The sequence below is a fragment of the Mycobacterium sp. NPDC050551 genome, assembly GCF_040674075.1.
Classification (GTDB): Bacteria; Actinomycetota; Actinomycetes; order Mycobacteriales; family Mycobacteriaceae; genus Mycobacterium.
The window spans coordinates 777,979-796,425 of the sequence record NZ_JBFARC010000001.1 but is presented as its reverse complement, the minus strand read 5'-3'; the positions used below and the strand labels follow the sequence as shown (position 1 = coordinate 796,425).

Genomic DNA, 18,447 nt, shown 5'->3' with positions numbered 1-18,447 from the left:
TCACCGATGCCGCTAGTTCACAAGTTGCCAAGAACGGCTGCCGGCCGCTTGGATCGACTGATCTTCGTGGCCGCAAGACTCAATCCACGCCGGGGTCTGCTCCTCGTTGCCAGCACTGTCAGTCTGGCTCTGGGGATCGCGGCGGCGGTGTTCGATCCGAGCAAGATCATTCTCTTCACCGTCGCCGGAATCGCGGGGCTCTGCGCGTCGGCGTGGCAGTTGTACCGAGGCCTCGCCGTGGTGCCGCGGTTGGAAGTGCAGACGAAGGTTCGCGATAACCATCTACGGCAGATGCTCCCCTCTCGCGACGAAGAGGCCGACGGGTTCCAGCTCGTCTGTGACTCGAGCGTGCCCTCAGCGGCGATTCTCTATTCGCGGCACCTCAACGCTCACCTGCGCACGGCCGGTGCCGACTGGCCGCTCGAGGTCGATCCGGCGTTCGGCACTGCACTGCTCGCACGGCTGCGCGAGCAGCGCACCGAGGTCGAATCGGTGTTGCGGTATTTCGGACGCAAATACATCGACCGTGATTTCCGGAACGAACCAAAGCTCGGGTTCTGTTCGCCGGTGCTGACGACGGCAAAATCGGTCAGAGTCTTTCGCACGTCCTACTACGAGGCATTCCTCACCAACGAACTGTGTCGGGCGCGAATCCTGCTCGCAGAGTCGGAGAAGCCGCGAGTGTTCTTCGACCTGAACTACCCGGCCACCGAGCATGGAGACGCCCGCCGCCTGGACGAACTCGGGACGTATCCGTTCGCGAACGGATTGGGGGTCAGCGTCCTCGGTTTCACCCGCGACCGCCACCTCGTCTTTTGGCGGCAGAACGCTCGAGCCATGGTGGCCCGGGGTCTGCTCGCACCGACCGGATCGGGATCGTGCGATTGGGCCGACTACCGGCCGGGCGACACCCTGAGAGCTACGGTGCTGCGGGCAATGCACCGGGAGTTCTGCGAGGAGTCCTTGCGTCGAGGCGTCGACCCGGACAACAAGGTGTTCCTCCGAAGTCAACTCCTGGCCTTCTTCCGCAACGTTTACCGCGGAGGAAAACCCGAGTTCGTGGCGATCGCTCTGCTCGACGTCGACTACGTGCACCTCATTCCCAACAACGCCGAAGTCGACCGCGGACTCGACGAGCATCAGCCGTTGAGGCATCGACAGATCACGTCCGTGATGGACCTGCTCGAGTACCTCGAGGCGGTACTGCGGTCCGCCTCGGCACGTTCACAACTCTCAGTACCACTGTGGGTGGGACTCATGGCACTTCGCGATTACTGCCGTGAGGATGCCCAACAGGTTGCCGCGCTCCTGCGGCTCTGAGCTCCACCGACAGACGTGGGTCGACACCGCTGACTACTACGGTGCCGGATCACCGATGTAACGGGAAACGCTCACGTCCCATCAGCGCGCGAACTGTCCAAACACGGCCGGTCGCCGATTCGAAGGTGTTCACTGTCGGTAGTCAACTCGGTGAACGAGTCCGACCCTGAGTGGGTGGCGTCATGACAGCAGCGGGGATGGTGGCGGCTCATCCCGCAACCGACGGCGAGCGCGCCCAGGTCGTCACCACCTTGTGTAAAGCCTTCTTCGACGACCGCATTTACCGGTGGCTGGTTCCCGACGATGCCCAACGACGCCGCAGCGCGTCGGTCTTCTATTCGAGCTTCGTCAATGCGTGCTGGCCGCACGGCGGGGTGTATGCGGCGGGTGGCGGCTCCGGGGCGGCCCTGTGGCTGCCGCCGGGTGAGCAGTTGGTCACCGAGGAGGACGCCGAGCGTTTCGGTCGGGAGCTCGTGGAAAGTGCCGGAGACGAAGCCTCTGCGGCGCGGATGACGCAATTGTTCGCGGTACTCGACGACAACCACCCCACGGACGATTGCTGGTACCTGGCGTTCATGGGTGTCGAGCCGGCCGGGCAGGGACAAGGCATCGGCACCGCGTTACTCGCGGCGGTGCTCAGCCAGGCCGACCGCGATCACATGCCTGCCTATCTCGAAGCCTCGTGTCCCGAGAATCGGCGCATCTACGAGCGTCATGGATTCGAGTTGGTGCGCGAGCTGGCCGTCGCGGATTCCCCGGCCCTCTATGCCATGTGGCGACGTCCATTCGAGGTCGGGTGACTCACCAGGTCTCACCCGCTCGTTCGCCGACATCTCGGCTCTGAGGGCGGATGCGGCCGAAACGTGCCACGATCGGCAGGTGGCACCGGATTTGCCCATGGGCAGTGCGCCGCCGGCCGAGGACCCCACCCCGCCAGCGACGACCGGGACATCGCCATGACTTCTCCGCGGCGCCTGTCGGGCAGGTACGAACTCGGCGAGATCCTCGGCCTGGGTGGTATGTCCGAAGTCCACCTGGCCCGCGATCTGCGGTTGCATCGTGACGTCGCGATCAAACTGCTCCGTCTCGACCTCGCCCAGGACCCCAGCGTCAGTGTGCGGTTCCAGCGAGAAGCGCAGAATGCGGCATCGTTGAACCACCCTGCCATCGCGGCCGTCTATGACACCGGTGAGGTGCAGACGCCGAGCGGGACGCTGTCCTACATCGTGATGGAGTACGTCGACGGTGTGACGTTGCGCGATTACGTGCGTAGCCACGGGGCCATGCGCCAACGGCAGGCCATCGAGGTGATCGCTGATGCGTGCCGGGCGCTGAACTTCAGTCACCAGCGCGGGATCATCCATCGCGACGTCAAGCCGGCCAACATCATGATCGGCACGGCCGGCTCGGTGAAGGTGGTGGACTTCGGTATCGCCAAGGCGATCGCCGACAGCGACGTGGGCGTCACTCAGACCGGCGCGGTGATCGGCACCGCCCAGTACCTGTCGCCCGAACAGGCCCGCGGCCTTCGCGTCGACGCCAGGGCCGACGTGTACTCGCTGGGGTGTGTGCTCTACGAAATCTCCACCGGCGAACCGCCGTTCGCAGGGGATTCGGCCGTGGCGGTCGCGTACCAGCACGTTCAGGAAGAGCCGGTTGCGCCGTCGACGCTCAACAGTGAGCTCACCCCCGACCTGGACGCCGTGGTGCTCAAGGCGATGGCCAAGAACCCCGACAATCGTTATCAGACCGCCGCAGAAATGCGCACCGACCTCGTTCGCGTGCATCGTGGACTGACCCCGTACGCCTCAATGGCGGGGATCGCCGCCGACGGCGACTCAGCGCTGGCCGGCACGTCCGACAGGAATCCGCCGACAGAGCAGTTGGTGACACAGCAGTCGGGTCACGCAGGCCGGTCGACCAGGCGTTGGCTGATCGCGGTCGCGGTGCTGGCTGTCCTCATCATCGGGGGTGGGATCGGGATCAACGTCCTTGCAGGCAATTCCCGCGACGTGGCGGTTCCCGATGTGAACGGGAGGACTTCGGCCGATGCGGTCGCCGTCCTGCAGAACGGCGGCTTCAAGACCCGCATCCTGGAGATCGCGGACGTCACCGTACCGCCCGGTCTTGTGATCACCACCAACCCCGGCGCCGATACCGCGGTCAGCGCCGGGCAAGAGATCACGCTCAATGTGTCGACGGGTCCCGTCCCCGACGTCTCGACCGGTGGTGCGCAGGTAACGGTGCCCGAGGTGCGGTCGATGACCTATGCCGATGCCGTTCGCGAGCTGACGGACGCAGGTTTCGGGCAGTTCCAGCAGGCGTCGTTACCGTCATCACCGGAGCTGAAGGACCGCGTCGTGGGCACGAATCCCCCGGCTTACCGAACGACCGCGACAACCACCGAGATCACCATCGTGCTGGGTTCCGGTCCTCTGACTCCCGATCCCTGATCTCGCGGCGACCGTGCGCTCACCGTCGACGAGGATCACGGGTACGGCCATCATCTGGACGAGTAGACGCTCAGGAAAGGTGGGGCTCCACCAATAGCGGCAGGTCCATCGGGCGGACGCTTTAGTGTCGCGACATGGACCGGATCTTTCAGTGGGTGTGGGATCGGTACGGGCCGATCTACTCATGGGCGATCTGTGCCCTCATATACCCCGCGGGGCTCTCGGTCTATCTTGCCTACCCGTTGATCATCGTCGCCTTCGAGGGATCCGATCGCTATGTCGAGGCGGCGGTCATCACCAGTGTCGCAATGCTGGTGCGGGTTTACCTCCTGATTCTTCCGGGCTCGGAGCAGTTGCGGCTGATCGAGAAGTGGGCAGCAGGCCACGAGGTCGATCCGGTGGAAGCGCTACGCGCCACCTTCATCTACGCGCGGAGGACGACCGCCCGAGTGCTCGCAACCGATGTCGTCTGGGCGGCTTGCCTCGGGCTCGTCGTCGCCACGATTGCCGGCGCGACCGGGTGGCGACTGGCCCAATACGGGGTTGTCGGTGCCCTGTACGGAGCGGCCATCGGGGTGATCGGTGTGCACAGCTTCAGTGAGGGATCGCTGCGGCCGGCGCGGGCCGCCATCGCGGGTGACACAGGAATCGGCGACTCCCTGCCGCGCTCTCACCCGACATTTGCCGTCTGGTCCAACCTCACCATGCTCGCGATGGCGTTCGCATTCGCCACTGGGGCCGCGATGACGGCGTCCGTGATCGACCGTGCCCGTGACGACCCCGTCGTCTCCGTCGTGATCGGATGTGCATTGACCCTCATCTCCGGGCCGGTCGCGGTCATGACGATCTCGCCCTTCCTACGACCGATCCGCGACCTCGCCGAAGGGACTGAACGTGTTGCCGTCGGTGACTACGGCCGACGTCTGCCGGTGGTTCAGGACGACGACCTGGGCGCGCTGGCAGCGTCGTTCAACCGTATGCAGGCGGGTTTGGCTGAACGACAACGACTTCAGGTCGCGTTCGGGACCTACGTCGATCCGGATCTGGCGACGCGGCTGTTGCAGCAGGGCGACGACGTGTTCACCGGTGAACGGCGCCAGGTGACGGTGATGTTCGTCGACATCCGCGATTTCACCCCGTTCGCGGAGGCGAACACCGCCGAGGACACCGTCGCCCGCCTCAATGCGCTCTTCGGGATCGTGGTGCCTGCCGTCGTCGACGCCGGCGGCCATGTGAACAAGTTCCTGGGCGACGGCGCGCTGGCCGTCTTCGGCGCCCCCAACGACCTGGCCGACCATGCCGACGCCGCCGTGTCGGCCGCGGTCTCGATCCACCGCCTCGTCGCCGAACGATTCGGCGACGGCCTCCGGATCGGCATCGGTGTCAACACGGGTTCGGTGATCGCCGGAACCATCGGTGGCGGAGGCAAGCTCGAATTCACACTGATCGGCGACACTGTCAACGTCGCCGCGCGCGTCGAGCAGCTCACCAAGACCACCGGCGATGCGATTCTGCTCACCCACCAGTGCGTCGGCGCCCTGACCGTTCGGCCGCCCGGACTGATCGACCGTGGATTCCATGCCGTGAAGGGAAAAACAGTCGAGGTGCAGGTGTTCGGCGTGCCTGCCGGCTTCGCCTCTTAACGCGAAAGATCACCGGGGCAGCGGTACGCGGGTGATCAGGTCGTCGAGTGCGACCAGATCCAGATAGGCGACGACGCGGGTCACCCGCTCATTCGCCATGGTCATCACCCATGCGTACTCGTTGACGTACGGCACGCCGTCGCGCGCGGTTGCGGTGCCCCGCCACCGCGCGACCACCTGATCGTCGTCGGCGACCAATTCGTGCAGGGTGCGGTACTCCCTGGGTGGGATCACGGGCGCGACCGGGAATTCCTGGGCACGCTCCGACGCTGATGTGATGGACATACGTCGGCTGGAGGATGCATGAGTAGGCGTTACCCCGCGATCGCTTTCACCGACGACGTGCAGGCGGTGCAGCGCGAGCACGGCAGCGACCGGGTGTACGCGCGCAAGCGCGTCGCTGCAGGCACCTCCGCCGAACCGGACCGGCTGACCGAAGATGAAGCCGAATTCCTGGCCGAGCGCGACGGGTTCTATCTCGCATCGGTCGGTGAGACCGGATGGCCGTATGTGCAATTTCGCGGTGGGCCAACGGGATTCGTCCGGGTCCTGGACTCCGGCACCATCGCTTGGGCTGACTTCCGCGGCAACCTGCAGTACATCAGCACAGGCAACATCGGAGGGAACGACCGGGTCGCGATCATCGCCATGGACTACGCCCGGCGGCGGAGGTTGAAGGTCTTCGGGCACGCCAAGATCGTGACGGCCGACGAGGATCCGGCATTGATCCGGTCGCTGGCCGATGCCGAATACGACGCGGTGGTGGAGCGCGCGGTAGTCGTCACCGTGGACGCGTTCGACTGGAACTGCCCCCAGCACATCACGCCCCGGTTCACCGCTGCGGAACTCGAACCCGTGCTCACGGATCTGCGCCGACGACTGACGGCCCTGGAGGAGGAGAACGCCGCCCTCAAGGCCGAGCTCCACCCGGCTCGTTGACGATTTTCGGCGGTGGCCGGATCCCGGCGGTGAGTGACACTCCGGCCACTGGCTGCGGGTGGATCGGCTGACCACCATGAGGACATGACCAGTCGGCACGACCTCCCGTTGACCACCCGAGGCGCCCAGTGGGATCTTCCCGACTCCGACATCGCCTCAGCAGCAGTGGAGCTGGTGTTCGACGTCTCACCGGCGTTCCTCGCCAACCACTGCGTCCGCAGCTTCCTGTTCGCGCGCGAGCTCGCGTCCACCCCGGACCGCCGCGGCGAGGACGGCCTCGACGAGGAGACCCTCTTCCTCGCCTGCCTGCTGCACGACCTCGGCATCACCGACTACGGGACGGGCGGTCAGCGATTCGAGGTCGACGGCGCCGACGCCGCTGCGCGGTTCCTTCGCGACCACGGCATCGCCGAGGACCGGACCGTCACCGTGTGGCAGTCCATCGCCCTGCACACCAGTCTCGGCCTCGCGCAACGGTTCGGCCACGTGCAGTCACTGGCGTTCTCCGGCATCTCCCTGGACATCGACGGTATGGACAAAAGCCGACTGACTGCGGGTTTCGCCGAGCGTGTCCATGACGCTTGGCCGCGCGATGACCTCGGATACGCGATCGCCCGAGCCATCGACCGCGGCGTCCAGGCCGATCCGATGAAGGCGCCGCCCTTCACGTTTCCTGCTCACGTGCACGAACTCTTCAACGGCAGATCGCTGACGTTCTTCGATGTGGTCGCGAATTCCGGCTGGGGAGATCGACCGTCGCAGCAGTGACGCTTGTTGCCGATCCTGTGAATTCCGCACAAACGCAGGCGTTCTCCGCTCGGATGGCTAGGTTTCCAGTCATGAGAACGCATCTGGTGCGGACGGTCGTGGCGACGGCGGCGCTGACCCTGCTGACGGCGTGCGCGGGATCGCCCGTCAGCACCGGTCCGGAACCTGCGGCGGGCAACATGAAGGACGCCGCAGGCGCACCGGCGCCCCAGAACGGACCGCCGCAAGAGCTGACCGAGCAGCGCGACGTCGTCAAGACCGCGTCGATGACGATCACCGTCGCCAGCCCGTCGACGGCCGCCGACAAGGCCGCGGTCATCGTCGAGGACGCCGACGGGCGGGTCGACAGCCGTTCGGAGGATTCCGGCTCGGGCCGGGGGCGGGCGCTCACCTCGGTCGTGCTGCGGGTGCCCGCGCCGAAATTGGACGGCGTGGTGCGCGAACTCAAGACGCTGGGCACCGTGGAGACCGCCGAGACCCGATCGGAGGACGTGACCTCTCAACGGGTCGATCTCGACGCGCGGATCAAGGCTCTGCAGACGTCGGTCGATCGGCTGCTGGCGATCATGCGTGACGCCAGGGATCCCGAGGCCCTCATCGCAGCCGAGAACGCACTGTCGCAACGCCAGGCCGACCTGGACAGCCTGCGGGCGCAGCGTGATCAACTCGGTGACCGGATCGACTACAGCACCGTCGATGTCACCTTCGTCGCCGAGCAGGTCGGCGGGCCGTCACCGCAGCAGTACCAGGGCTTCCTCGGTCAGGTCGAACGCGGTTGGGACGCCTTGGTTTCGGTGACGGGCACACTGTTCCTGCTCGTCGGCCTGCTGCTGCCGTGGCTGGGTGTGCTCGCGATACTCGGGGTGGCCGGCTACATCCTCATCCGGGCGGTGCGGTCGCGCCGGTCATGAGGCCGGACGGCGCATCGCACCCGACCTGCCGTCATTCGGTCGCGGGCGCCTCGAGGGTCATCAGGTAGTGGTCGACGGGTGCGCGCGTCTGGTCCGACGTCCGAAGCAACGTGGGCAGCGTGTCGACCAGTGTCTGCGCGACGACGTGCAGCTTGATGTTCAGTTCCTGCGAGCGCCACCGCAGCACCGCGAAGGCGGCGTCGGCGGTGAGGTCGTAGACGGCCATCAGCATGCCCTTGGCGATGTCGATCGACTCGCGGTGGGCGACGATGACCTCGAGTTCCTCGTTGATCGTCTCCTGGATCTGGGCGTGGACGCTCGCGGTGATGTCGATGTAGAAGCCGCGGGTCGCCACGATCCGCTTGTCGTCATCGGTGACAGCTTCCCCGACGACGACGACGTTGCGCGTGTTCCCGTCCTTGGTGATGATGCGGTGTCTGCTGCTGAACGGCGCCGAGGTCTGTTGCAGCAGTGCGCGCACCTGCGCCAGATCGTCGGGGTGCTTGTGACTCAGCACGAGTTCGGTCGTGGGTGTCACCTCGCCCGGCTGGTAGCCGTGCATGCGGGCGACCGTGTCCGACCACGTCCAGGTGTCGGTGAGGTAGTGGTATTCGAAACGTCCCACCCGCTGTGGTGGACCGCCCATCAGGGCGCGGTCGAGGTGGCTCGCGGCTTGGCCGTCGACGCCCATCTCGGCCGCATCGGCAGCCGCCTGATCGGCGAAGCCGTTGTTCGTCTTCCTGGACGCCTTACTCGCCATGAACCGAGATTATGCGAAGTCGGCGGCTGATCGACGAGTGCGTCAGAAATTGTCGAAAGGTGCGGTAGGCACGGGCGAGCGCTGCTTTCTCAACGAGAGGGTTGACCCCGTACCCACCTCATAGCGAGCCTGTCAACGCAACCGCGTTGCACCCGCCACTTCACTGAGGGTGCCCTGACACGGGAAAATCAAACCCCGAGCGTGCGTCAGCCGCCGACGGCGGGGCGCAGGAAGTCGCCGGTCACCGCGATCGCGGGCGCCGAGGTGTCCCCGCCGACCACGAGGGTCGCGAACGCGATGTCGTCGACGATGCCCGCGAACCAGCCGTGCGAGCTGGTGTTGTCGCCGAACTCCGCGGTGCCCGTCTTCCCGCCCAGACCGGGGATGTCACGCAGCTCGCTCGCGGTGCCGTCGGCCACGGTCTGGCGCATCATGGCGCGGATGCTGTCGACGACGGCCGGCGGGATGGGCTTGGACTCGATGTCCGCCGTGGTCTTCTCGCCGACGACGAGCGTCGGGGTGATCGTCGACCCGTGCCCGAGACTGGCCTCGGCGACCGCGAGGCCGAACGGGCTCACGGTCACCGTGCCCTGACCGATGCCGTTCTCCACCTTCTGCGCCGGGGTGTCCGCGTCGGGCACGTTGCCCGTGATGGTGGTCAGGCCTGGGATGACGAAGTCGACGCCGATGCCGAACAGTTTCGCCATGTCGGGCAGCGCGTCGGCGGGCAGCTGGTCGGACAGCACCGCCATGGTGGTGTTGCACGAGCGGGCGAACGCCGTCGTCAAGGGCACGGTGCCCAGGTCGAATTCGTCGTCGTTGGGGATCGTCCGGTTCTCGACCGTGACGCGACCGGGACAGGCCTGCGGACTGTCGGGTGTCGCGATGCCCGCTTCGAGCGCCGCCGCAGTGGTGATGGTCTTGAACGTCGAGCCCGGAGGGTACGTGCCCGAGAACGCAATCGGCCCCTGAGCATCGGCGGGCGCATTCTGCGCGGCGGCCAGGATGCCACCGGTGCTGGGCGAGATCGCCACCAGGACGGCGGGCCGGGATTCCGCGGCGACGGCCGCCTGCGCGAGCAACTGCAGGCGGGTGTCCAGGGTGGTCCGGATCGGCGGCGTGTCCCTGGCCGGTGTCGATGTCAGGTCGTAGGTCGGTTGTCCCTGACCGTCGACCAGCGCCACCGACCAGCCGGCGGCCGCGTCGATCTTCGTGCGCCAGACGTCCTGCAGCCCGCTGATCGCCGGCGAGGCCAGGGCGCGGTCGGCGGTGAGCAGCGCGCCCTGCTCGGTGACCGTCACACCCGGAATCCGGGTCAACTGATCCCGCACCAGTGCCAGGTCGGCCTCCCGGAGCCGGATCACCGTGACGGTGTCACCCTGCGTGGCTGCGAACTGGTCGGCGATGGTGGCGTCGGTGATGGTCGGCGCGAACTGCTGCAGCAGCGCCGCCAGGGCGGCCGCCGAGGCGAGGTGGTCCCGGCGGAGGTCGACCACGCCGACGGTCTGCCACGTCATCAGGGGCCGGCCGTCGCGATCGGTGACGGGGGTGAGGAAGTTCTTGTCGTCGCTGTACTGAAAGTGCATGCCCGCGGCGAGGTCCGGGTGCAGCACCGTCGGCTCCCATCGCACGCGCCACTCGTCGCCGGACTGCGTCGCGGTCGCCGTCGCGTCGTACCGGAAGTTCCGCTCGGGTCCGAATGTCCACGAGTAGCTCAGCGTCGCCTGGTGGTTGTCCTCGGACACATCCCCCACGTCGACGGTCACCGTGGTGTCCTTGGGCATGCCGTCGAACATCGAGGTGATGGCGGACGCGGCCGCCGCCTGGTCGGTGGTGGTGGCCGCGGCGGCGGGGGAGTCCTTGCGCTGCAGCGCATCGGCGAATGACTGCAGGGCGTCCTTCGGGTCGCTACCGGTGAACAGCGAACACGCTGTGGAACCGGTCCAGAGGGCACACACGAGCAGCAGGAGCGCGAAACGTCGAGTCATGGCACCACGAGGGTAACCACGACGCCGCGCGGTGCCGCCTAGGCCTCGAGACGCGCCCGGACACTCGCGAGGCGCTGCTGGAGCGTCGCCTCGTCGACCACGCCTCGCGCCAGCAGCGAGTGCGCGAGGGCCATCAACTGGTTCTCGGGGTAGGGCAGATCGGCGTACCTGCTCGCCGACAGGGCGTCTTCCTCGTCGCGGCGTTCCTTGAAGTTCGGGACGTTCGCGTCGCACGCCGCCTGGTCGAGCGCGTCGCACAGGCCGTCGAGGCTGGTCTTCCACGGCGGCACGGGATTCTCCACGCCGTACTTGGCCGCCATCCGCGGCCACACCTGATTGCGCTCGACGATCTCTTGCAGCACAGCGCTTTTGACCTCGTCGACGGGCTGGGGGTCACGCTCGGCGGACACGACGGGCCCTCACTCGGCCGGAATCGGATGCGTCGCAGGACGCGTCTTGGTGATGACGTTCGTGGTGACGCCCGCCTTGGGCAACGCCACTCCGATCAGGCAGTCGCGGGTGATGATCTCGGCCAGCTGGTCCTCGCTCCAGCCCTCGGTGCCCTCGGGCTGCATGGGCATCACCATGAACCGGTGTTTCTGATTGGAGTCCTGCACCCGCACCTCGACGTCGTCGGGCAGGTAAAGACCGAACTCGGCGAGCACCGGGCGGGGCCACCGCACCAGGCGGCGACGGTAATTGGGGGTGCGGTACCACTCGGGGGAGTTGCCCAGGATGGGGCGTGGGTAGCACGAGCACAGCGCGCACACGATCACGTTGTGCAGAGTCGGTGTGTCGGCCAGGATCTCGAACGCCGTGAAGTCGCTCGGCGTGCCGAAGCCGGTCGGCTCCATCCAGTCGACGCCGCACTCCTTGCTGGCCGTCATAGGTTCGGTGAGGGCGAGCTGCTTGAAGTCGGGGTCCAGCCACGCCCTGGCCACCAGGCGGGCCGCCGGGGTGGGCCCGATCTGTTCGGCGAACTCGGTGAAGCGCCGATGCTCCTCGGCGGTGAAGATGCCCTTCTCGATGCACAGCTCCCGCAGCGCGATCTCGAGCACCTCGAAATCGGTGACCTCGTCCACCATCGGTTTGACGGTCCGGTCGTGGTCGTGGTCGTGGTCGTGAGACATGAATGGGATCCCTCTCGAAAACCGGCGGTCAGTGGGCGGATTCGAGCCAGCGCTCGGGCAGCTCGGTGCGCAGCGTGTCGGTGGCGGCTCCGGTGTAGCCGTCCCACAGCTCGGACATGGTGAACTGGACCACGTAGAACCATTCGGGTGTCGCGTCCTCGCGATCCCACGTCTCGTCCTCGGCGGCGGGACTCTCGTAGGCGACCGAGGCGATCTCACCCGTCGCCCCGCGGCAGTACTCCGGTGTGCGGGTGTAGAAGATCACCGGCAGTTCGCGCACGGTGACCCGGTCTCCCACCTTGAATGCCGGCTCGCCGGCCAGGCCCGAGTACTTCTGCGGATCTCCTTTACCGACGGCGTCTATGTGGTGACTGTTGCGTTTCACCTGCGAGCCGTCGCCCTCGGACTTCGGCTTCGCTTCCAGCTTTTTGCCGTCGAGGCCGCCGGCGTACCGCGCGGACACCTCGGCCATTCGCTCGCTGATCTCACCGAGCGCCAGGTGATGCTTCTCCACCAGGACGCGGGCGACTGCCAGCAGCCACCGGCCGTAGTAGGGCAGTCCGAGGTACTCGGCCCGGCCGACGTCCACGTTGCCGATCCGTCGCCGTTCCTCCGACAGCCAGATCCCGCGCCATGCGAGCACCTCGCAGATGACGTAGGTGAGCTCCTCCCACTGCTCGTATTCCTTGTTCACGAATTCTTCTGGAGCGCACGGCTCGCCGCCGACGTCGTGAACGGGCTTCAGGTACGCCGTGATTCGGGCGTGGTCGAGCAGGTCGGGCGTGGGAGCGTCGGGGAGTTCGGGGTAGGAGGACTTCAACCGTGACACCAGTTCGAGCTGAGCTGCGCGTTCGGCTGCCGTGCTCATGGGAGCTCCCTTCGTCGCGCGGACGGGGTGGAGGGACGTCGAAGAAACGGGTCGTCGCGAATCAATCTAGCGGCGCGCGCCGTTGCGATGTGGGAGTTTCGGGCGCGTTCACCCTCCGGGAGACAGGCGTTTATGCGGAAACGGCGAAGCCCCACTCCGGTTTGCCGGAGTGGGGCCTCGTCGACGTGGTTCGTCAGGCCGTGCGGCGGATGCCTCGTTTGAGCAGCAGTTCGCGTTCCGCCTCGCTCAGACCGCCCCAGATGCCGTAGGGCTCGCCCACGGCGAGCGCGTGCGAACGGCACTGTGCGATCACCGGACAGCTCCGGCACATCTCCTTGGCGCGCATCTCCCGCTGAGCGCGGGCACGGCCGCGCTCGCCGTCGGGATGGAAGAACACCGACGAATCGACGCCCCGGCAAAGGCCCTGCATTTGCCAGTCCCAGATGTCGGCATTGGGTCCAGGCAGCTGCTGCGGCTGTGGCATGGGTAAACCCCTCTCTACACACTCTTGTGGAGAACGCGGGAGAGCGTGAGTTGTGAAACCGATCCGAGCGTGTGTCGCCGATGACTACTCGTGCACACAAAGTAGGGGTGCTCCAGAAATTCCGTCAATAGCCTGCACGTGTGCTCAATGACATAAGCGCAGCTTGAGAATTTACGTCACGTTCATTGTTGCGACCTGCGGGCAACGCAGAAGGTGATAGCGAATCACCCTCGACCAGTGCGCTTCACGCGTTTCCGCTGATCGACGGAGCTGGTTCTGCACTCCGGCTGCGGCACCTCGGCGAGCGCCGTAACACGGTGGTAACCCGCCCACCATCAACTGTTAACCGCCGTCGATCCGGATCGTCGGAGAATTTGCCGGCAACGGCCCGCCCATCGTGATTGGTACCGTCGCCGAGCGATGATCACCCCTTCAGCGAGCGCCCTGCGGCGCGCCGCCTTCGGCGACGACCCGGGCCGCTGGCCGCTGCCGTCCGCCGGGGACACCCAGGGCCGGTGGCTGCGCGCTGTGGCGGCGGGTGGGCAGGGCCGCTACGGCGCGGCGCTGGCCGATCTCGACGTCGTGTGCCGGTCGCAGAGTGCGCCGCTGGTGTCCCTCGCGCACAGCACGCGGGCGTCGTTTCTGCGCCAGCTCGGCGGGCACGCCGATGCACGGCACTGGGACGGCAGGGCACTGGTCCTGGCGGGCGGGGACCCGGAGGCCCGCGCCGACGCCCTCACCGGCCTGGCGGCCGACGCGCTGGGCACCGGCCGGTTCGACCTTTCGGAGCGACTGCTGAACCGGGTGCGCACCGAGATCGACGCCGCCGCATCCGCTCGGCCGCGCATCCGGCTCGGCTGGGTATCGGCCGAACTGGCCATGGCGCGCGGCGACGGCGACGCCGCCGCCGACCACGCCCGGCGAGGGGTCGCCGCGGCGGAGCCGTTCGGCTCCACCCGGCACGCTGTGAAGTCGAAGGTGATCCTGGCCGCCGCGCTGTGCAGTGCCGGCGCCGTGGACGACGCCCGTCCGGTGGCCGACGCCGCGCTGGCCGACGCCGACGCCGCGGGCCTGATCCCGCTGCAATGGGCGCTGGCCTGTCTGCTCGCCGACATCGGAAGCGCGACCCTCACGGCGGAGCGCGTCGCCGCCGTTCGAGACCGCAGCGCCGATATTGTGCGGCACAGGGGCGGCGTGTGGTCTGATCGCTGACCCCGGGCCGCCTCGGCACGGTCGTTATTGTTTAGCTCAGCCACACCGACGAGAGTGTCGGCGTTCGTAACGCTGGAGAAGCCGCACACGATGACAAATTCGAGAGATCGTCTCGATGCTGTCGTTGCTGAGGCAGTGGCCGGTGATCGGGACGCGCTCCGGGAGGTGCTGGAGATCATCCGGCCCATCATCGTCCGGTACTGCCGGGCAAGGATCGGGGCGGGCGAACGAAGTGGTCTCTCAGCAGATGACATCGCTCAGGAGGTGTGCTTGGCCGCCATCACGGCGCTGCCGCGCTACAAGGATCAGGGACGCCCGTTCCTGGCCTTTGTGTACGGTATCGCTGCTCACAAGGTTGCTGACGCCCACCGTGCGGCCGCCCGCAACCGCTCCGAACCGACCGACGTCGTGCCCGAACGCTTTTCGACCGACGCCGGCCCGGAGCAGATGGCGATGGACGCCGAGTCGTCCGCCCGGATGAACCGCCTGCTGGCCAAGCTGCCGGAGAAGCAGCGCGAGATCCTGATCCTGCGCGTCGTCGTCGGGATGAGCGCCGAGGAGACCGCGGAGACGGTCGGCAGCACTGCGGGCGCGGTGCGCGTCGCGCAGCACCGCGCGCTGGCCCGGCTCAAGCAGGAGATCATGGCGACGGGGCATGACCATGCCTGACTTCGGACGATGGACCAACAACGGCGGTGATCCCTCGCTGAACGAGGTGAACCGCACCGATCGCTTCCTCGACGCGCTCGCCGGCGAGCAGCCCGTCTACTCCACCGACGCAGGTGAGGCCGAACTGGCCTACATGCTCGCCGGCTGGCGCGACGAGGTCCGGCAGCCGCCGGTCACCTCGGTGGTGACCACCCGGGACGCGGTCCAGGCACTGGATCGGTCGGCGTCGTCGCGGCAGCGCAGCCGGGCCTCGATGGCCGTGCTCGGCTCGGTGGCGGCCGCCGTTCTGGCCGTCGGTGGCTTCGGGGCGGTGATCGCGGGCGCCGGGCCCGACGACCCGCTGTACGGCCTGCGCACCGCGCTGTTCGGCGAACAGCAGCAGACCCGCGACGACCAGGTGGTGCTGGCTGCGCAGTCGCAGCTCGCCGAGGTCCAGCAACTGATCGACCAGGGCGATTGGACGGCCGCCCAGAACAAGCTGCAGACGATGACCACGACGGTCGCCGCGGTGGACGACTCCACCCGCCAGGAAGAGCTCGTGGAGCAGTGGCAGCAACTGTCGGCGAAGGTGGACACCCGCGACGTCAACGCGACCGTGCCGCCGGACGCGCCGCCGTTGGTGCTGCCCGAGATCCCGCCGGACCTGCCGCTGCCGGTGATCCTCGACCCGGACGCCACCACCTCGACGTCGACGACCACGAGTCCCGGAGAGATCCCCGGTTCGACGTCATCGCCGACCACATCGTCGCCGACCACATCGCCGTCGGACGGCACCGCGTCGCCGTCGACGCCGCTGCCGACCCCGTCGTCACAGTTGCCGCTGCCGACCCCGTCGCCCCGGCCGAGCCCGACACCGCTGCCGACCCCGAGCCCGCAGCCGGCACCGCTGCCGACCCCGAGCCCGCGGCCGATCCCGACGCCCCAGCCGCAGGTGCCCACCAGCACCGTCATCCCCGCGCCACCGGTCCCGCCGCCGCCGGTGCAGCTGCCCCAGGTGCCGCTGCCCCCGGTCGAAGAGCCTCAGGCGGAGCAGCCGCCCGCCGAGGAGCCGGTCGAATTGCCGCAGCCGCGTCTCAGTGGCGGTGGTGCGCAGAATCCTGGGCCTGCGTCGATTCCGCCGGTGCTCCAGATGCCCGAGCTGGTACTGCCAGAGGTGGCCACGCCGCAGGATGCGAGTGAATGACCGGCTGGGTCAGCGGTATCCGTCGGACTCCGACGTGGCCTCGTTGAGCGACGCGTCGGCGTACCCGCGGCAGTAGTCCCACGTCACATAGGCGTCGGGTTCCGGGTCGTAGGCCGGCTCGTGCGGCCGCACTGTCCCGTCGACCAACAGCTGTAGCAGGTTGGCGCGCAACATGTCCCAGTCGTGGTAGTGGTCCTGCTGGCATTCGTCGCAGCACACCACGAGACCACGGATGCCCTTGTGGGCCAGAAGTGCTTCGTAAACCGCCAGATCGGCGAGATCGGCTTCCACCGCGGTGCGTTCCTGCGGGTCCAGCGGCTGACCCGGTTCGAGCGCATCGAGCGCAGCCGACGGATCGCACGGATCGTCGGCGAACGGGTCAGGCGGCAAACCCGGCGGCAAGTGGTCTCGCACGCGTCCAGAGTACGCAGCCCCACTGGGATCGCGCCAGCGGTTGCTCCGGCGCGGCGACCGGGAATGGAATCGCGAGTTGCGACTGCTGAGCCGATAGGATTGAGTATCACGCTTCGCCCCGATGGAGGCAGTAAGGATGTCGAGGCCCATGTCGATCGCTGAAAGCAGCGTTCCCATCGCCGTACCGGTGCCCACCGGCGGTGACGATCCGACCAAGGTCGCGATGCTCGGGCTCACGTTCGACGACGTCCTGTTGCTGCCGGCCGCCTCTGACGTGGTCCCGGCGATGGCCGACACCTCGAGCAGGCTGACCAAGCGCATCCGGCTGCGGGTGCCGCTCGTCAGCTCCGCGATGGACACGGTGACCGAGTCACGGATGGCCATCGCGATGGCGCGCGCCGGGGGTATGGGCGTGCTGCACCGCAATCTGCCCGCAGCCGAGCAGGCCGGCCAGGTCGAGACGGTGAAGCGCTCCGAGGCGGGCATGGTGACCGACCCGGTGACGTGCTCGCCGACCAACACGCTGGCCGAGGTCGACGCGATGTGCGCGCGGTTCCGCATCTCCGGGCTGCCCGTCGTGGACGACAACGGCGCACTCGTCGGCATCATCACCAACCGCGACATGCGCTTCGAGGTCGACCAGAGCAAGCCGGTGTCGGAGGTGATGACCAAGGCTCCGCTGATCACCGCGCAGGAGGGGGTGTCGGCCGAAGCCGCGCTCGGGCTGCTGCGCAGGCACAAGATCGAGAAGCTGCCGATCGTCGACAACCACGGCAAGCTCACCGGCCTGATCACGGTGAAGGACTTCGTCAAGACCGAGCAGTTCCCGCTGGCCACCAAGGACTCCGACGGCCGGCTGCTGGTCGGCGCGGCGGTCGGTGTCGGCGACGACGCCTGGACCAGGGCGATGACGCTGGCCGACGCCGGTGTCGACGTCCTCATCGTCGACACCGCGCACGCGCACAACCGCGGCGTGCTGGACATGGTGAACCGGGTGAAGATGGCCGTCGGTGACCGTGTCGACGTGATCGGCGGCAACGTCGCCACCCGCGCCGCGGCGGCAGCGCTGGTGCAGGCGGGGGCCGACGCGGTGAAGGTGGGTGTCGGGCCGGGTTCGATCTGCACCACCCGTGTCGTCGCCGGTGTCGGCGCACCGCAGATCACCGCGATCCTCGAGGCCGTCGCCGCCTGCGCGCCGTCCGGGGTGCCCGTGATCGCCGACGGCGGGCTGCAGTACTCCGGCGACATCGCCAAGGCGCTGGCCGCGGGCGCGTCGACGGCGATGCTCGGCTCGCTGCTGGCCGGCACCGCCGAGGCCCCCGGCGACCTGATCTTCGTCAACGGCAAGCAGTACAAGAGTTACCGCGGAATGGGCTCGCTCGGTGCGATGCAGACCCGCGGCACCCGCAAGAGCTACTCCAAGGACCGCTACTTCCAGGACGACGCCCTGAGCGAGGACAAGCTGGTGCCCGAGGGCATCGAGGGCCGCGTGCCGTTCCGTGGACCGCTGTCGACGGTGATCCACCAGCTCACCGGCGGCCTGCGGGCGGCGATGGGATACACCGGGTCGGCCACCATCGAGCACCTGCAGCAGGCGCAGTTCGTCCAGATCACCGCCGCGGGGCTCAAGGAGAGCCATCCGCACGACATCCAGATGACCGTCGAGGCGCCGAACTACTACGCCCGCGGGGTCTGACGCGCATGC

Annotated in this window: 18 protein-coding genes and 1 pseudogene; 11 read left to right on the top strand and 8 right to left on the bottom strand. The window is 67.6% G+C overall.

Annotated features, from left to right (window positions below; translation table 11 throughout):
• Positions 1-66: 66 nt before the first annotated feature.
• The 4 genes and pseudogenes from AB0K11_RS03790 (at position 67) to AB0K11_RS03775 (ending at position 5,416) form a co-directional block, all read left to right on the top strand.
• Positions 67-1,320, top strand: a complete 1,254-nt coding sequence (locus AB0K11_RS03790) for a hypothetical protein (RefSeq protein WP_364972345.1) — start codon at positions 67-69, stop codon at positions 1,318-1,320.
• Between the two features lie 182 nt (positions 1,321-1,502).
• Positions 1,503-2,120, top strand: a complete 618-nt coding sequence (locus AB0K11_RS03785; RefSeq protein ID WP_364972342.1) for a GNAT family N-acetyltransferase — start codon at positions 1,503-1,505, stop codon at positions 2,118-2,120.
• Between the two features lie 156 nt (positions 2,121-2,276).
• Positions 2,277-3,761, top strand: a pseudogene (gene pknB, locus AB0K11_RS03780) (Stk1 family PASTA domain-containing Ser/Thr kinase); the annotation flags it as partial.
• Positions 3,762-3,907: 146 nt separating this feature from the next.
• Positions 3,908-5,416, top strand: coding sequence for an adenylate/guanylate cyclase domain-containing protein (locus AB0K11_RS03775; RefSeq protein ID WP_364972339.1), 1,509 nt, complete (start codon positions 3,908-3,910; stop codon positions 5,414-5,416).
• A 9-nt stretch (positions 5,417-5,425) separates the two neighbouring features.
• Here the strand turns inward: AB0K11_RS03775 and AB0K11_RS03770 are convergent, their stop codons facing one another.
• Entirely contained in the window at positions 5,426-5,701 is a 276-nt protein-coding gene (locus tag AB0K11_RS03770) for a nuclear transport factor 2 family protein (RefSeq protein WP_364972336.1), read from the bottom strand.
• 18 nt (positions 5,702-5,719) lie between these two features.
• On the opposite strand from AB0K11_RS03770, the gene AB0K11_RS03765 reads away from it, so the two are divergent.
• The 3 genes from AB0K11_RS03765 to AB0K11_RS03755 all read left to right on the top strand — a co-directional run bounded on the left by AB0K11_RS03765 (position 5,720) and on the right by AB0K11_RS03755 (position 8,034).
• Positions 5,720-6,355 (top strand): pyridoxamine 5'-phosphate oxidase family protein, encoded by a 636-nt coding sequence (locus AB0K11_RS03765; RefSeq protein ID WP_364972334.1) that lies wholly within the window; start codon positions 5,720-5,722, stop codon positions 6,353-6,355.
• Positions 6,356-6,439: 84 nt separating this feature from the next.
• Positions 6,440-7,123, top strand: a complete 684-nt coding sequence (locus tag AB0K11_RS03760; RefSeq protein ID WP_364972331.1) for an HD domain-containing protein — start codon at positions 6,440-6,442, stop codon at positions 7,121-7,123.
• A 179-nt stretch (positions 7,124-7,302) separates the two neighbouring features.
• Positions 7,303-8,034: a DUF4349 domain-containing protein gene (locus tag AB0K11_RS03755; RefSeq protein ID WP_364973701.1), complete on the top strand. Its 732-nt coding sequence runs from the start codon at positions 7,303-7,305 to the stop codon at positions 8,032-8,034.
• Between the two features lie 31 nt (positions 8,035-8,065).
• On the opposite strand, the gene AB0K11_RS03750 is transcribed toward AB0K11_RS03755, so the two are convergent.
• The 6 genes from AB0K11_RS03750 to AB0K11_RS03725 all read right to left on the bottom strand — a co-directional run bounded on the left by AB0K11_RS03750 (position 8,066) and on the right by AB0K11_RS03725 (position 13,264).
• Positions 8,066-8,794 carry a PAS and ANTAR domain-containing protein gene (locus AB0K11_RS03750; protein WP_364972328.1) on the bottom strand — a complete coding sequence of 243 codons (729 nt, stop codon included), beginning with the start codon at positions 8,792-8,794 and terminating at the stop codon, positions 8,066-8,068.
• Between the two features lie 206 nt (positions 8,795-9,000).
• Complete coding sequence (locus AB0K11_RS03745) at positions 9,001-10,782, bottom strand: penicillin-binding transpeptidase domain-containing protein (RefSeq protein ID WP_364972326.1); 1,782 nt, start codon at positions 10,780-10,782, stop codon at positions 9,001-9,003.
• 38 nt (positions 10,783-10,820) lie between these two features.
• Positions 10,821-11,192: a thiocyanate hydrolase gene (locus AB0K11_RS03740; protein ID WP_364972324.1), complete on the bottom strand. Its 372-nt coding sequence runs from the start codon at positions 11,190-11,192 to the stop codon at positions 10,821-10,823.
• Positions 11,193-11,201: 9 nt separating this feature from the next.
• Positions 11,202-11,912, bottom strand: coding sequence for a thiocyanate hydrolase subunit gamma (gene scnC / locus AB0K11_RS03735; RefSeq protein ID WP_264011199.1), 711 nt, complete (start codon positions 11,910-11,912; stop codon positions 11,202-11,204).
• Between the two features lie 28 nt (positions 11,913-11,940).
• The gene (locus AB0K11_RS03730) at positions 11,941-12,780 is read right to left on the bottom strand and encodes an SH3-like domain-containing protein (protein WP_364972320.1); all 840 of its coding nucleotides are present in this window, start codon (positions 12,778-12,780) and stop codon (positions 11,941-11,943) included.
• A 193-nt stretch (positions 12,781-12,973) separates the two neighbouring features.
• Positions 12,974-13,264: a WhiB family transcriptional regulator gene (locus tag AB0K11_RS03725; protein ID WP_269893819.1), complete on the bottom strand. Its 291-nt coding sequence runs from the start codon at positions 13,262-13,264 to the stop codon at positions 12,974-12,976.
• A gap of 420 nt (positions 13,265-13,684) precedes the next feature.
• Here AB0K11_RS03725 and AB0K11_RS03720 point away from each other — a divergent pair, with 420 nt between their 5' ends.
• From AB0K11_RS03720 to AB0K11_RS03710, 3 genes are all read left to right on the top strand, one after another.
• Positions 13,685-14,476 carry a hypothetical protein gene (locus tag AB0K11_RS03720; protein WP_364972317.1) on the top strand — a complete coding sequence of 264 codons (792 nt, stop codon included), beginning with the start codon at positions 13,685-13,687 and terminating at the stop codon, positions 14,474-14,476.
• A 90-nt stretch (positions 14,477-14,566) separates the two neighbouring features.
• A complete protein-coding gene (locus tag AB0K11_RS03715) occupies positions 14,567-15,145 on the top strand; it encodes a sigma-70 family RNA polymerase sigma factor (RefSeq protein WP_364973699.1) in 579 nt (192 codons plus the stop codon).
• Positions 15,138-16,328: an anti-sigma-D factor RsdA gene (locus AB0K11_RS03710; RefSeq protein WP_364972314.1), complete on the top strand. Its 1,191-nt coding sequence runs from the start codon at positions 15,138-15,140 to the stop codon at positions 16,326-16,328. The genes AB0K11_RS03715 and AB0K11_RS03710 overlap by 8 nt, the downstream gene beginning before the upstream one ends.
• 9 nt (positions 16,329-16,337) lie before the next feature.
• On the opposite strand, the gene AB0K11_RS03705 is transcribed toward AB0K11_RS03710, so the two are convergent.
• Positions 16,338-16,742: a DUF5319 domain-containing protein gene (locus AB0K11_RS03705; RefSeq protein ID WP_085192450.1), complete on the bottom strand. Its 405-nt coding sequence runs from the start codon at positions 16,740-16,742 to the stop codon at positions 16,338-16,340.
• 148 nt (positions 16,743-16,890) lie between these two features.
• Between AB0K11_RS03705 and guaB the strand changes: the two genes are divergently transcribed.
• Complete coding sequence (gene guaB / locus AB0K11_RS03700; RefSeq protein ID WP_364972311.1) at positions 16,891-18,438, top strand: IMP dehydrogenase; 1,548 nt, start codon at positions 16,891-16,893, stop codon at positions 18,436-18,438.
• The last annotated feature ends 9 nt before the right edge of the window (positions 18,439-18,447 follow it).

What these genes read in the sequence shown, in the direction of transcription:
- AB0K11_RS03785 (WP_364972342.1), top strand. Translation starts at nt 1,503, where the DNA reads ATGACAGCAGCGGGGATGGTGGCGGCTCATCCCGCAACCGACGGCGAG.
- AB0K11_RS03775 (WP_364972339.1), top strand. Translation starts at nt 3,908, where the DNA reads ATGGACCGGATCTTTCAGTGGGTGTGGGATCGGTACGGGCCGATCTAC.
- AB0K11_RS03770 (WP_364972336.1), bottom strand. Translation starts at nt 5,701, where the DNA reads ATGTCCATCACATCAGCGTCGGAGCGTGCCCAGGAATTCCCGGTCGCG.
- AB0K11_RS03765 (WP_364972334.1), top strand. Translation starts at nt 5,720, where the DNA reads ATGAGTAGGCGTTACCCCGCGATCGCTTTCACCGACGACGTGCAGGCG.
- AB0K11_RS03760 (WP_364972331.1), top strand. Translation starts at nt 6,440, where the DNA reads ATGACCAGTCGGCACGACCTCCCGTTGACCACCCGAGGCGCCCAGTGG.
- AB0K11_RS03755 (WP_364973701.1), top strand. Translation starts at nt 7,303, where the DNA reads ATGAAGGACGCCGCAGGCGCACCGGCGCCCCAGAACGGACCGCCGCAA.
- AB0K11_RS03750 (WP_364972328.1), bottom strand. Translation starts at nt 8,794, where the DNA reads ATGGCGAGTAAGGCGTCCAGGAAGACGAACAACGGCTTCGCCGATCAG.
- AB0K11_RS03745 (WP_364972326.1), bottom strand. Translation starts at nt 10,782, where the DNA reads ATGACTCGACGTTTCGCGCTCCTGCTGCTCGTGTGTGCCCTCTGGACC.
- scnC (WP_264011199.1), bottom strand. Translation starts at nt 11,912, where the DNA reads ATGTCTCACGACCACGACCACGACCACGACCGGACCGTCAAACCGATG.
- AB0K11_RS03730 (WP_364972320.1), bottom strand. Translation starts at nt 12,780, where the DNA reads ATGAGCACGGCAGCCGAACGCGCAGCTCAGCTCGAACTGGTGTCACGG.
- AB0K11_RS03725 (WP_269893819.1), bottom strand. Translation starts at nt 13,264, where the DNA reads ATGCCACAGCCGCAGCAGCTGCCTGGACCCAATGCCGACATCTGGGAC.
- AB0K11_RS03720 (WP_364972317.1), top strand. Translation starts at nt 13,685, where the DNA reads ATGATCACCCCTTCAGCGAGCGCCCTGCGGCGCGCCGCCTTCGGCGAC.
- AB0K11_RS03715 (WP_364973699.1), top strand. Translation starts at nt 14,567, where the DNA reads ATGACAAATTCGAGAGATCGTCTCGATGCTGTCGTTGCTGAGGCAGTG.
- AB0K11_RS03710 (WP_364972314.1), top strand. Translation starts at nt 15,138, where the DNA reads ATGCCTGACTTCGGACGATGGACCAACAACGGCGGTGATCCCTCGCTG.
- guaB (WP_364972311.1), top strand. Translation starts at nt 16,891, where the DNA reads ATGTCGATCGCTGAAAGCAGCGTTCCCATCGCCGTACCGGTGCCCACC.